The following is a 13768-nucleotide window of genomic DNA, read 5'->3' as shown; positions in this document are numbered from 1 at the left end:
CAATGAAGAGTAAGATAAAGATTTATTTGTTGTTGATAGCTTTGGGCACCGGCTTCGTATCATGTTTGGACAAGTATCCTGACGATGCTATCCAGGCCGGTCAGGCTATCAAGACAGTGGACGATGCCAATCAGGCAATTATTGGCATTTATGCGGCATTCAAGGATGCTTCGCTTTATAGCGGACGTCTGACGTTGCTGCCTGATTTGCAGACCGATTTGGTGTATGCAGTCACCGGATATTCCAATCAATACGGTGATTTGTGGCGTTGGAATATATTAGCTACTAATGAAGACATTGAAGCCGTATATGGAGCTTTGTATGCCATTATCAATCGTTGTAATTTCCTGTTGGATTACATTCCGAGTGTGCAACAAAGCACAACGGATGATGATGCGCTTGACAAATTGGAAATGATTCACGGCGAAGCCCTTTTTGCACGGGCGTTATGTTATGCCGAATTGATCAAGTTGTTTTGTAAATCATACGAAAGCGATGCGGAAGCAGAAAATGAGTTGGGCGTAGTGCTCACTTCTCATTATGATTCGGTAGACAATGCCCGCCGTGCTTCCTTGAAGGATTCCTACCAGTTTGTTTTGGATGATCTTGAATTGGCTGCAGAATACTTGAAAATAGATGAAAAAAAGGTGTCGAAAGATGACCTCTACAGTACTACATATATTAATGAATATACGGTTTATGCTCTCCGTGCCCGCATTGCTTTATATATGAAACATTATACCGAAGCAATCAAGTATTCGACTAAAGTCATTGATAGCGGTTACTATGTGCTTTCGAGCGCATCCATACAATATGGAAATACCGGACAGAGTTTCTACCAGTATATGTGGACGAACGATGCTTCGACTGAAATAATCTGGAAAGTGGGCTTTACATCTACTTCTTATGGGGGAGCTTTAGGTACTATATTCTTTAATTATGACTATTCGACAGTACGTCCTGATTATGTACCTGCGAAATGGGCTTTGGAATTATACGATCCATATGATCTCCGTTTTTCAATATTTTTCCAGACTTATCTTACCGGATATCCACACGCATTGCAATGGTCATTGCTCCAGAAATATTGGGGAAATTCCGTACTTATGGAAAGCTATAATATTCGCCACGTTTCTATGCCGAAACCTTTCCGGTTGTCGGAACAATATCTTATTCGTGCGGAAGCATATTGCTTCAAGGACTCGCCGGATTATGGAAATGCAGGCAAGGATCTTGGAACATTACGTGCTGCGCGTTATTCTTCATATAGCGGAGGAGTGAGTGTATCTGAAAAGAATGCGTTGGAAGTTATCGAGGAGGAGCGTGTGAAGGAACTTTATATGGAAGGGTTCCGTCTTCAAGATTTGAAACGTTGGCACAAGGGCTTTGAAAGAAAACCGCAAAGTGAGTCATTGAATAACGGCAGCAGTTTGAAAGTAGAGAAGGACGACCCGCGTTTTGTATGGCCCATTCCTCAAAATGAGTTGGATGCACCGGGATCTGATATCCAGCCGAATGAAAGCAATAAATAATCAGTTTTAAAACCAATAAACATGAAAAAGATTTTTATCGGACTATCAGTCATATTCGCTTTTGCGCTTGGATTCTGTGGCTGCAACACCGATTATGTTAAGTATAGCGGTCCCGATTATATCATGTTCTCCGATACATTGACCGTACTTCCGGTACAAAATAACGAGGAGTATTTTGATATACCGGTAGCGGCCACTGAGGCTTGCAGCTATGACCGCACATTGGGAGTGGAGATTTTGGATAAAAAGACGAATGCGGTGGAAGGACGGCATTTTTCCCTCGAATCAAACACGGTGACCATCAAGGCGGGTGAGCGCATGGCGAATGTCCGTATACGTGGTATTTATGATAATATAGAGATTACTGATTCACTTGGAATGGTTCTTCAACTGGTCAGTAAAGAAGAATCGAAGTGGGAACTTTACGGAACTGAAACGAAAGTGATTCTGCAGAAAGTGTGTCCGTTCGATATTCATCTGTTCGAAGGGTATGCTTTAATTGTAAATTCCACTTATTTTAGTTCGTATATGCAGAGTGTAAGCCAGCGGCTGATTCGTACCGTAGTCGATCCTGAAGAGGAAAATACGATCATTATGAAAGATTATTTCTACAAAGGATATGACCTTAAAGTGAAATTCACTACTGACGATTTACTTAATCCGCTGATTGAGATGGAAGATCAGCCTTTTGCCTCTACTACTGACGCTTTTGATACGATTTATGGTGATTGGGAAGTATGGGCATATCAATCGGGATATTATGTGTCTTATTATAGTACTTGTGAGAGATTCATTTTTCAATATATGACATTGCATGTGCCGGGGATGCCGGCCGGAAAAGATGAAGTCGGAACTTACATCAATGCCGTGAAATGGGTCAGTGATGACGAAGCGCAGATTCTTATCGAAGAGGGCGTCAATAATTCATTAAAATAATAATAAAAAATAGAGATATGAGAAAGCTTAAACAAAAAAGCGTGGTTGCACCTATGCGGAAATTCTGTTTGGGAAGTTGCTTCACGGTTCTATTCATGGCATTATGTATCAGTGCTTGTTCGGATGACGATGATGATGCTGAAAAATCGGTTTTTCCCGAAAAACAAACCGTCAGTTGTGTTCCTAATGATGTAAAAGAGTTGAACTTTGAAACAAATGCTGACTGGCAGCTGACTTCTTCGGCTACATGGTGTCGGCTTATGAATGATGATCATGAGGATTATTCTTTGTCGGGAACTGCCGGAAAACAGACCGTTATATTGAAGATAACAGATGAAGCTATGTCTTTCGATGTACCTACTGTTGCCCGCCTGACTATGATGATAGGAGCAAATAAGGCGATTGTTGCTGATGTGGTACGTGATAGTAAAGTACGTGAATTGAAAATATATGATATGGAAGGCAATGAGATTCATGAAATAGAAGTCGGATATGATGATTATAAACCTTTCCAGATAAAAGCTAACTTCCGTTTTGCTGCAACGAATAGACCGGAGTGGTTGGACATAGCCGGAAATGCAATTGTGGGTAATGTAAATGAAATGACAAAAGGTGAGGTGAAGGTGGTTGATAACTCTCAGTATGCAAAGTATGCACAAAATGGTACATTGACTTTTGTTGATGAAGATGGAGTGATGCCTTACTCGTTCCCTTTGGTATATAAAGGTATGAATCCGAAAAGTATTAAAATACTTGATTCCAATCCTTGGAATTGGGAGGTGTCATTGGATGGCAAGACTTTCACACAAACAAGTAGCGCAGGCACCGGTACTTCAACAACCTCTACTTATAATAAATTTATCCCCTATACAGTACAGGCTTTGAACGACAAAGTGGTTCCGGTATATATTCAGAAAGTAATTGAGTATGGAATGACGCAGATGAAGATTGGAGCGGAAGATGGGGTGGAATGGATGAAGCTTGAAGATGATGAAAAAGGTAATTTGCGGTTGAAAGTTGATAAATCTTCCGAAGAACGGGAAGGATACGTGTTGCTATTGCCTCAGGCACTATATGATGAAATTAAAGAGGATTTATGGGAGAATCTGATAGAAACGGATATGGGAACATACGAGCAGGATATCAAATACACTTATCAGCAAAGTAATCTATTGATCAATTTTGTGCAGAAAGAGAAAAAGCAGGAGGCGGCACAGGCATTTAAAGTGACTTATTTTGATTCTAGTACGAGTAGTATGAAAGAAGCTGTTTGTACGAAAGTTACGAATTCGGACATAACAGATAGCTATCCTGAAATAAGCGAGATTTATACCGTGGAATATCCTTCTGCTTCCATTGAAATTGATCCTTTGCTGGGTGATTTCGAGACTGACTGGAATATAAAGGTAAAACGTAATGGTGAAGATATAACTAGTGAAGGAATTTGTGAAGGTGGAGCATCGTCTACTTCAATCAGTGCTTGGGAAGAAGAAGTAACAGAGGAATTCCATATTCTGTTTGAGAAAGACGGTGAAACAAAGAAAGTGCTTATTGTTACTCCCAACTATAATTAATCATTGAATAGATGAATAAGAAACTATATTCCATATTATTTTTTGTTCCCTTCATTGCATGTTTTTTGGCAATGACTGTGGTAACAGGATGTTCTGATGATGACGAACCGTTGCAATCCACTTATGGATATGTACAGTTTAAGTTATTGAAGAGCGCATCTGTAGACAAGGGAACGACAACTCGTGCAGTGACCGATCAACTGGATAAACTGAACGATGCGAAGAAAGTGAAAGTTGTCATGCAATACAATGGTTCAACTATTACTCAGACTTTACTGCTGGATTCATATAATGCGGAAAATGCAGAGTTCGGATTGCGTAGTGATAAATTGAAGTTGCTCACGGGGACTTATACAATTATTGGTTATTACTTGTATGACAAGTTGGACAATGTGTTGTATGCCGGACCCGCTGAAGAGAACAATGTCTTTACGATTATTGCCGACGGTTTGCATACGCAAAAATTGAGCGTAGACGCTGTCTCACGGGGCATGGTCACATTTAAATTGGTGAAGAATTTCGTAAAAACCCGTGCAGCGGAAAGTGAGGCTTACCCGTTTAGCAATATCCTGGCAATAGATATTACAGTGAAAAACCTTTTTACTCAGGAGCTGACGGAGATAAAAGGCGTTCGTGTGAAATACATGGAGGATTTTACAGATAAGCCTGCTGACGGATATACAGACAGAGGGCAGGAGACATCTTATGCTGAATGTGATACGGTGGCATGGTTGAAAGCCGGTACTTATCAGATAAGCAGTTATACAGCCTATTCGGATAAGAAGGCTAAAAACGTATTGGAAGTGGCTTCTGTGCAGACATCCGAGTCATTTGTGGTGAAAGACAATGAATTGACAAGTGAGGCCGAAGTACCTGTACGTCTTAACGAGACAGCCGAGTATATCAAAGACTATATAGCACTAAAAGCTATTTGGGAGAAGATGGATGGGCCGAACTGGAAGTATTATGGAGAATCTTCGCCGATGGGAGTCAACTGGAATTTCAATAAGGATATCGACTTGTGGGGAAACCAGCCCGGTGTACAGTTATTGGATAACGGACGTGTGGCACTTATATCGCTTGCCGGATTTGGTGCCAAAAAGGCGGTACCTGATGAAATCGGACAATTTACCGAATTGAGGATTCTGTCATTAGGAACACATGATGAAAAGCTCGGCGGACATCTGTTCGATGGATACTCTGTCAACATGAGCGATGAACAGCGCAGAGCTATGAGAATGGATTATGATACGAAGTTCCTTGCGAGAGATGCCCGTGAAGATTTATCCGGCATTCTATGTAAAGGTATTAATGATAATCCGAATATGAAACCCATTAAGAGCAGCCGTATTTCTACGAAAGATGTACAATTCGGCACGTTGACAAATGGAGTTACTGGTGTATCTAAGGCTATCATGAGGTTGAAGAAGCTTGAACAATTCTTTATAGCCAACTCACCTGTTCGCAGTGAGGGTCTCTTTATAGACGTAAGTCCGGATTCTCCTTATTATGAAGAACGGGATGAATGGAAATGGGAGGATATGACTACCTTGACAGACATAGAAATTTATAACTGTCCTTATTTGGAAAAGTTACCAACGGATATGCTGAAGAGCTTACCGGAATTGATTTCACTTAATGTGGCGCATAATACAAGTATTTCCGATGAGCAGTTGAAATCGGACTGGGAAGAAATTATCGGAGACGATTCCAAATGTGCGGATAAAATTCAGTTGTTATATATGGGATACAATAAATTGAAGGAATTCCCTGCATATGACCTCTTGAAAAAGATGAAAAAGCTGACACTTTTGGATTGTACTAACAATGAAATTGAAACATTACATCCTTTTGGCAAGGAAGTCAGGTTGATGAAAGTGTATCTGGATAATAATAATATCACAAAAATTCCGGGTGTCGAAGAGGAAAATGGATTGAAATATTTCTTTGGTTGGAATGATCTGGAAACATTCAGTTGCACGAATAACCAGTTGACGGAAGTTCCGAATATCTTCAATGCCAAGTCCGATTATGTGATGGGAACGGTAGATTTCTCCAACAATCTGATAGATAAGTTTGAGGATGGTGAGGAGCATAGGGGCATTAATGCTTCTACTGTAAATTTACACCATAACAAATTTACGGTATTTCCTAAACTATTGTTCGAGAAAGAGTCACCGATGCAAACTTTGAATCTTTCTGCTAACGGTATGACCACCATTCCTAAGGGAGCATTGAAAGGAAAGACATCTTTGGAGTATCTTACCAGCCTTGATTTAACTTATAATAAATTGACTGCACTGACAGATGATTTTTATGTGATTAATATGCCGGTATTGTACGGATTGGATTTGAGCTATAATAGTTTTTCCCAATTCCCTACTCAACCGCTGTCTATCAATTATCTGGTAATATTCGGTATCAGACATCAACGGGACGATAATGGTAACAGAACGCTGCGCGAATGGCCTACGGGGCTTTATAAAAATCCGAGTCTTAAGGTGTTCAGTATCGGTTCAAACGATTTACGGAAAATCGAGGATACCATCTCACCAACTATCCTGGTGTTTGAAATCAAAGATAATCCCAATATATCGATTGACATGAGCGCTGTTTGCCCGTATATCAAAGCAGGACAATATACGTTGATTTATGATAAGTCTCAGGATATTCGCGGTTGTGATGCGCTTGATTTGGATAAATAAACAATATAGAATAAAATATCAATGAAATATTTAGTAAAAATAGCATTAGGATTATTCGTCTATATGGCTGCTGTGGCATCATGTAAAGATGATGACGATAGTGGTATTACCGGATTCTCTATAGATAAAGAGGATATCACGATGGGTGCTGACGGTGGCAGGGATATGCTCACCGTCTCATCGGGAGGCGAATGGGCTGCCAGTGCGTCGGAACCTTGGGTGAGTATCTCTCCTGCCAATGGTTCCGGTGTTACCGAGTGTACGGTTTCGATCGATTCTACCTTGATTAACGGGATGCGTAAAGCGGAAATCCGTTTTATCCCGCGTGGACAGGCACCATGCGTAATGACAGTACATCAGACCGGTTACGGCAAGATGATTTATATCGAAAAGCCTGATGTGGAAATTAAAGCGTCAGACAATTACAGTAAACGTTACTTTGATATGACTGTCACCACAAATGTTGCGTTTAAGATGAATACGGAATATGATGCCGTTCCGGAAAAGGAGTGGCTCACCTTGCCTAAGGACCCTACCGTCAATTTGGATCGTGGCTCTCGTCCGCGTACGGCTAAAATCCGTGTGGAATGGATGATGAATCCGGACTTTGATATTCGTACAGCCAAAATTCATTTTAAACCTCAAAATGCTGATGACAATTTGGAACAGCCTGCCGTAGTGACAGTTACTCAGAAGGCTTCACCTAAGATTGAGGATAATCGTTCGGGTGATTCATTGGCATTGCTCACAATCAGAGAACGCCTTGAAGTCGGTAATAATTGGAATCCGGGTGAAAACATGAGATATTGGGATAATGTCGTATTATGGGAAGAAGGGGATAAAGACCTCCCGAAGGGTGAAAATGTGGTGGGGCGTGTACGCTCTGTGATTTTTAATATGATTAATACGGAAGAATCTATTCCGCACGAAATACATTATCTGACGTATGTTGAAAGTTTGACTTTCTTTGGTAATACCAATACGGCAACCAAGAGTATTACACTGGAAGATGATGTGTGCAGTTTAAGATATCTTAAGTCTTTGACTGTAAGTGCATATGGATTAGTCGCACTCTCCGATGATCTAGTTCAACTGGGAGACCGTCTTGAGACATTGGATTTAGGCAGTAACAATTTTAATTCCGTACCTTCCATTCTTACGAAGGAGAATTTCCCGAAATTGAAGTCATTAAGTCTGATCGGTAACAGAAGATCGGTTCTTTCTGACCTGCGAGAAGCGAATGATCTTGTCAAATACCCGGATGGTATTGGTTTATTCTTTAATACCAAAGATGATAACACGCTTCGTAGATTGTTCTTATGGGATAGTTTGGAGGAGTTAAGGTTATCTTATAATTTCATTGAAGGTACATTGCCTGACTTTAAAATAGGAGAGGACGGGGTGACCGGTTACTCACAGGAAGACGTAGATGCATTTGGCGGTGATACCATTCAATATTTAATAAATGGAGGGGCCGATATACCTAAAATTCTTCCTAAGATGAGAAAACTTAGTGTCAACCTGAACTTTTTTACCGGTAATCTACCTGAATGGATGTTGTTTCATCCTCATTTGATAGAATGGGATCCGGAAGTGTTGATATACAATCAAATGGAAAAAGGATTGAATTCAGAGGGAAAAATGGTACGGTTTGATAATGTGCCGTCTACATTTGACGCATATTTTAAAGCCTTCCCTAAATTAAAGGAAAAATATGAACTCAAAGAATAGGATATGAAGAGAATATATATTTATGCAATCACAGCGTTTGCATTGTTGGCGGGAGCTTGCAGTGACAACGAACTGAACGATGATGCTCCGGTGATTCCCGCCACTCCGGACATAGTGATACCGGAAGGGGCTGCTGAAGGGGAGTTATTGATTAAGTTCGTTCCCGAAATGACTGAAATTCTCGACCGCACGATGAAAACACGTGCGGCGGGAGCCTCTACCCGGTCAGGTATTCCGTCAACGGATGAGGTACTCTCTATCTTGGGAGCGTATGATTTTGAACGCGTTTTTCCTGTTGATCCGCGCACTGAAGAAAAGAGCCGTAAGGCGGGATTACATCTTTGGTATCTGGTACGTTTTGATAAAGATACGGATTTGAAGGAAGCTATGGAAAGATTGTCCGTTTTGGGCGAGATTTCCAAACTTCAGATAAATCCTGCCATTCAGCGTGCCTATAACCCTAAGAAGAAACCGGTTCCGGTCTCGGAAGCTACTCTAAACAGAATGAGAACGCGTGCGGTAGCGGATAACGGTTTAAAGTTTAATGATGCTTTTTTGTCGCATCAATGGGGATATGTCAATCGGGGAGATTATGATTTTGTAACAGAGAAAGCTCCTGCCATTGTCGGTTCTGATGTTAATTGTGAGGAAGCATGGGAACTGTGTACGGGTGATCCGGAAATTATTGTTGCCGTACTCGATGAAGGTGTCATGTGGAAACATCCTGATTTGTCGGATAATATGTGGGTGAACGAACAAGAGACAGTTGGTTCTGACCGGGATAATGACAATAATGGTTATAACGGTGACCGTTATGGTTACAATTTTGTGAAAAACAACGGGAACATTAGTTGGCAGGCTGCTGAAGATACCGGTCACGGCACTCATGTGGCAGGAACGATAGCAGCTGTGAATGATAATAGCATAGGAGTCTGTGGCATTGCCGGAGGAAATAGAGCCAAAGGGGGCGTACGGATTATGTCTTGTCAGGTTTTTGATGGTGATGATCAGGTCAAGATGGTTAATGAAGCAAGAGCTATCAAGTATGCAGCCGACAATGGAGCAGTAATCCTGCAATGCAGCTGGGGATATAACTCCGCTTACGCTAATCCTCAGCTGGGATATATGCCGGGACCTGCCAGTGATGAAGAATGGGCTGAAATTTATCCGTTGGAAAAAGAAGCTTTGGATTATTTTATTCATAATGCAGGTTCTCCTAACGGAGTGATTGAGGGAGGACTGGCTATTTTTGCTTCCGGTAATGAATATTCATATATGTCTTCCTATCCGGCAGCTTATGAAGGATGTCTGTCGGTTGCTTCTATCGCTGCTGATTACACACCGTCATCTTTTACTAACTATGGAGCGGAGGTGGATTTTTGTGCTCCGGGAGGGGACAGTGAATATCATTGTACTCCGGGTGAAGGTACTGACAGTAATGAGACAGATGCTGATTTGGGAATGATTCTTTCTACTTTAGTCGTTGAAGGTAAAGCAACCTACGGCTATAGTGAAGGTACATCTATGGCCTGTCCTCATGTGTCGGGAGTGGCGGCATTAGGCTTGTCGTATGCCATGCAGCAACGTCGTCACTTCAAGGCACAGGAGTTTATCAATTTGATGAAGCAAACGGCGAAAGAAGTTGATTCTTATTATAAAGGTTATAAGACCTATTATTATGTACATGATTCTCCGGGTTGGTCGGCCACTAAAATGGAACTTCCTTTTTACAGGGGTAAAATGGGTAAACTGGTTGATGCCGGAGCGTTGCTGCGTGCTATTGCAGGAAGCGGGTCGGATATGAAAGTGCCCAATTTGTATGTAGGAGTCGGTAAAACCGTGAAAATAGACCTGAAACGTTATTTCCTGAATGGGGAAAATTTGACGTACGAATGCAGCATTAATGATACGTCGAAGGCGGTCGCTACCTTTGAAGGTACTGTAATGACAGTAAGAGGGATTGTTGCGGGGATGACAAACGCCACATTGAAAACGAGTGGTGGCAAGGAACAATCTTTCACCATTACTGTCCGCAACAATGCGAATGATAACGGATGGATGTAATTGGATTTGACAGATAGATGAACAGGAAACGGAAATATTATTGGCTTTGCTGGCTGATGGCCTTTTTCCCTGTCCCTTATCTGGGGGCGCAGGGAACGGACTATCACTCTGTGGCAGTCGATTCGTTGGTCAATCCTCCTTTACTGAAAGAGGGTGGGCGAATATTCATTTTCGATTTTCTTCATATGCATATCGGCAGTATGTACGATACTGATGCTCCCTTGACTTGTACATTTCCATTCCGTAATGTCAGCGGAAGAAATGTGCGGATTACGAAAATTACCACTTCGTGTGGGTGTACGGCGGCGGCATTCAGTCCGGAAGCGCTTGCTCCGGGGATGGAAAGTGCGGTGACATTGGCGTATAATCCTAAAAACCGTATCGGAACAGTAGAAACATACGCGTTTGTGTATACAGAGTTATCGGATAGGCATCCTGTTGCACGTCTGGTGCTGACAGGTGAAGTGGTCTGCTCCGACGAATGGAGTTACCTTCCTTCCGTAATGGGGGTGCTGCGCATGAAACGCAAACAGGTTACCTTTTCGGAAATGACCTCCGGTATCCGTCCTGCAGAACGTATTTTATGTGCTAATACAGGAAAGAAACCTTTGAAGCTTTCTGCGCTGATGCTTCCTCCGTATGCTGCTTTTCATACGGAACCGGCAGTAATACAGCCGGGAAAGGAAGCGGATATGGTGATCACGGTGGATGGCGGTAAATTGCCCGATACTCCGGACGACAGATGGCAGTTCAATTTTATGATTGAAGGAATTGATGCGCCGATTACGGACCGCATGGTCAAAGTTACTGTCAAACGTTTACAATAATATTTTTGATTAACATTTTAAAAAACTATAATATGAGAATTCTTTTCAGAATAATACCATTATGTATACTCTTGCTTGGCTTTGTGGCCTGTGATGATGAAGATGAGGCAAAAGTGGAGACACTGGAGGTGACTTCCGCCAATCTGAACGGCACCTGGCAGTTGATGGAGTGGAACGGGGAGCCCCTCGCCGAAGGCACTTATTGCTATATAACTTTTATCCGCAGAGATAAAACTTTTCAGATGTATCAGAAATTCGATAGTATGTATGCCCGCTTTCTCAGCGGGACATTCGAGATTGAAAAAGATAATGAGTTGGGATATATTGTGAGTGGCAAGTATGATTACAGTTTGGGTGGTCGTTGGAACAATTCATATATCGTAACAGATCTTCTACCTTCTGGTTCTATGGTCTGGACAGTGAAAGATGATACGGGAGATGTGTCTAAGTATGTACGCTGTGACGGAGTTCCTTCTGATATTGTAGAAGAAACTGAAGTTGATACGGATAATTAAATCTGATAATACCGGTCATGTCATAAAAAAAGTAATGAATTATTTGGAAATAAGATAAAGGGTTTCTATCTTTGCATTAGATTTATAATTGTAATGAATACAAGTTTGGAAAGGAAGGGATAAATGATGAAACCATACGAACGATTATTAGATCATAATATCAAACCATCAGTACAACGCATTGCCATAATGCAATACTTGATGGAATATCCTGTCCATCCATCGGCGGATGATATTTACACCGCATTGTCTCCATCTATGCCTACGCTTTCAAAAACTACGGTTTATAATACTTTGAAACTGTTTTCGGAGCAGGGAGCGGCACAGATGCTCACAATTGATGAAAAAAATACTAATTTTGATGCGGATACTTCTCTCCATTCTCATTTCCTTTGCAAATGTTGCGGACATATTTATGATTTGCAATGTCCCGAGGCGGTGAAAGATGTGGAAAGTATGGAAATGGAGGGGCATCAGGTAGCAGAAGTTCATTATTATTATAAAGGTATTTGCAAGAATTGCTTAAGTAAAGATAAAGAAACACGTATTGACTAATTAATTTAAAATTGAGAAGAAAATGAAAAAATTTAGATGTACTGTTTGCGGTTACGTTTATGAAGGTGACGCAGCTCCTGAGAAATGTCCTTTGTGTAAAGCTCCTGCCAGCAAGTTCGTTGAAGTTGTTGAGACTGAAGGCGGTGCACTGACTTTTGCTGATGAGCACGTTATCGGTGTTGCAAAAGGTTGTGATGAAGAAATGATCAAGGACCTGAACAACCACTTCATGGGCGAATGTACTGAAGTTGGTATGTATCTGGCTATGAGCCGTCAGGCTGACCGTGAAGGTTATCCTGAAGTAGCTGAGGCTTTCAAGCGTTACGCTTGGGAAGAAGCTGAACACGCTGCTAAATTTGCAGAGTTGCTGGGTGACTGTGTATGGGATACCAAAACTAACTTGCAGAAACGTAAAGACGCTGAACAAGGTGCATGCGAAGATAAAAAACGTATCGCAACCCGTGCTAAAGCTTTGAACTTGGATGCTATTCACGACACTGTACACGAAATGTGTAAAGACGAAGCTCGTCACGGTAAAGGTTTTGAAGGTTTGTACAACCGTTATTTCGGTGATAAATAATCAAGCCTCATAATAACTCTTAAAAGGTCTGTGTTCTCATACGAATGCAGACCTTTTTTGTTTATATTTGCTCATCAACTTTTAAATGCCGCAATTATGAGAAAAGTACAACTGTTGTTAGTTTGTTTGATGTTTTCTGTAGTCGCTTTGGCTGCTGAAAAAGTAATTAAGTTGCCGAAACCTAACTTGGGCCGTACAGGTTCGGTAATGAAAGCCTTGTCTGAACGGCATTCTACTCGGGAATTTGCTGCAAAGGCTTTGAGCTTGTCGGATCTTTCGGATTTATTATGGGCTGCTAATGGAGTTAACCGCAAAGACTCGGGTAAACGCACAGCTCCTTCTGCTTTGAACAAACAGGATGTGAATGTGTATGTTGTTTTATCGGAAGGAAGTTATTTGTATGATGCTCAAAATCATCAGTTGACTCTGGTTGCTGAAGGAGATTATCGCAGCGCAGTTGCAGGTGGGCAGGCTTTTGTGAAATCGGCGCCTGTCTCTTTGGTTCTGGTCAGCGATGTTTCTCGTTTCGGAGATGCAAAGAATGTCCGTAACCAGTTGATGGGAGCTATGGATGCAGGAATCGTTTCACAGAACATTTCTGTCTTTTGTTCTTCCGCTAAATTGGCTACAGTGCCACGTGCATCGATGGATGGCAATCAGTTGAAGAAAGTGCTAAAGCTAAAAGACGGTCAGATTCCCATGATGAATCATCCGGTAGGATATTTTAAATAAGAAATGCGGGGATATAA

At 41.5% G+C, this 13768-nt stretch carries 11 protein-coding genes; all 11 read left to right on the top strand.

Annotated elements, in window-relative coordinates; translation table 11 throughout:
* The first annotated feature begins 2 nt into the window (after positions 1–2).
* Positions 3–1532 carry a RagB/SusD family nutrient uptake outer membrane protein gene (locus H8S63_RS06195; RefSeq protein ID WP_186926122.1) on the top strand — a complete coding sequence of 510 codons (1530 nt, stop codon included), beginning with the start codon at positions 3–5 and terminating at the stop codon, positions 1530–1532.
* Between the two features lie 21 nt (positions 1533–1553).
* Entirely contained in the window at positions 1554–2468 is a 915-nt protein-coding gene (locus H8S63_RS06190) for a DUF4984 domain-containing protein (RefSeq protein ID WP_186926120.1), read from the top strand.
* Between the two features lie 17 nt (positions 2469–2485).
* Positions 2486–4042 (top strand): DUF5003 domain-containing protein, encoded by a 1557-nt coding sequence (locus H8S63_RS06185; protein ID WP_186926118.1) that lies wholly within the window; start codon positions 2486–2488, stop codon positions 4040–4042.
* 11 nt (positions 4043–4053) lie between these two features.
* A complete protein-coding gene (locus H8S63_RS06180) occupies positions 4054–6747 on the top strand; it encodes a DUF4458 domain-containing protein (protein WP_186926116.1) in 2694 nt (897 codons plus the stop codon).
* A 21-nt stretch (positions 6748–6768) separates the two neighbouring features.
* Positions 6769–8478 carry a BACON domain-containing protein gene (locus tag H8S63_RS06175; RefSeq protein WP_186926114.1) on the top strand — a complete coding sequence of 570 codons (1710 nt, stop codon included), beginning with the start codon at positions 6769–6771 and terminating at the stop codon, positions 8476–8478.
* A gap of 3 nt (positions 8479–8481) precedes the next feature.
* Positions 8482–10542 carry a S8 family serine peptidase gene (locus H8S63_RS06170; protein WP_186926112.1) on the top strand — a complete coding sequence of 687 codons (2061 nt, stop codon included), beginning with the start codon at positions 8482–8484 and terminating at the stop codon, positions 10540–10542.
* Between the two features lie 17 nt (positions 10543–10559).
* Positions 10560–11369, top strand: a complete 810-nt coding sequence (locus H8S63_RS06165; protein WP_186926110.1) for a DUF1573 domain-containing protein — start codon at positions 10560–10562, stop codon at positions 11367–11369.
* A 32-nt stretch (positions 11370–11401) separates the two neighbouring features.
* Positions 11402–11884: a lipocalin family protein gene (locus H8S63_RS06160; protein ID WP_186926108.1), complete on the top strand. Its 483-nt coding sequence runs from the start codon at positions 11402–11404 to the stop codon at positions 11882–11884.
* A 126-nt stretch (positions 11885–12010) separates the two neighbouring features.
* Positions 12011–12439, top strand: a complete 429-nt coding sequence (locus H8S63_RS06155) for a Fur family transcriptional regulator (protein WP_032839684.1) — start codon at positions 12011–12013, stop codon at positions 12437–12439.
* A 22-nt stretch (positions 12440–12461) separates the two neighbouring features.
* The gene (locus H8S63_RS06150) at positions 12462–13019 is read left to right on the top strand and encodes an NADH peroxidase (protein WP_007754478.1); all 558 of its coding nucleotides are present in this window, start codon (positions 12462–12464) and stop codon (positions 13017–13019) included.
* Positions 13020–13115: 96 nt separating this feature from the next.
* Positions 13116–13751 (top strand): SagB/ThcOx family dehydrogenase, encoded by a 636-nt coding sequence (locus H8S63_RS06145; protein WP_186926106.1) that lies wholly within the window; start codon positions 13116–13118, stop codon positions 13749–13751.
* The last annotated feature ends 17 nt before the right edge of the window (positions 13752–13768 follow it).

Origin of the sequence: Bacteroides sp. NSJ-39 (genome assembly GCF_014287315.1) — a bacterium.
GTDB lineage: Bacteria > Bacteroidota > Bacteroidia > Bacteroidales > Bacteroidaceae > Bacteroides > Bacteroides finegoldii.
The sequence above is the reverse complement of the archived record's forward strand: the minus strand, read 5'-3'. Positions and strand labels throughout refer to the sequence as shown.

Coding starts and splice junctions, on each gene's coding strand:
- H8S63_RS06150 (WP_007754478.1), top strand. CDS start 12,462: ATGAAAAAATTTAGATGTACTGTTTGCGGTTACGTTTATGAAGGTGAC.
- H8S63_RS06145 (WP_186926106.1), top strand. CDS start 13,116: ATGAGAAAAGTACAACTGTTGTTAGTTTGTTTGATGTTTTCTGTAGTC.
- H8S63_RS06175 (WP_186926114.1), top strand. CDS start 6,769: ATGAAATATTTAGTAAAAATAGCATTAGGATTATTCGTCTATATGGCT.
- H8S63_RS06195 (WP_186926122.1), top strand. CDS start 3: ATGAAGAGTAAGATAAAGATTTATTTGTTGTTGATAGCTTTGGGCACC.
- H8S63_RS06185 (WP_186926118.1), top strand. CDS start 2,486: ATGAGAAAGCTTAAACAAAAAAGCGTGGTTGCACCTATGCGGAAATTC.
- H8S63_RS06165 (WP_186926110.1), top strand. CDS start 10,560: ATGAACAGGAAACGGAAATATTATTGGCTTTGCTGGCTGATGGCCTTT.
- H8S63_RS06190 (WP_186926120.1), top strand. CDS start 1,554: ATGAAAAAGATTTTTATCGGACTATCAGTCATATTCGCTTTTGCGCTT.
- H8S63_RS06155 (WP_032839684.1), top strand. CDS start 12,011: ATGAAACCATACGAACGATTATTAGATCATAATATCAAACCATCAGTA.
- H8S63_RS06170 (WP_186926112.1), top strand. CDS start 8,482: ATGAAGAGAATATATATTTATGCAATCACAGCGTTTGCATTGTTGGCG.
- H8S63_RS06180 (WP_186926116.1), top strand. CDS start 4,054: ATGAATAAGAAACTATATTCCATATTATTTTTTGTTCCCTTCATTGCA.
- H8S63_RS06160 (WP_186926108.1), top strand. CDS start 11,402: ATGAGAATTCTTTTCAGAATAATACCATTATGTATACTCTTGCTTGGC.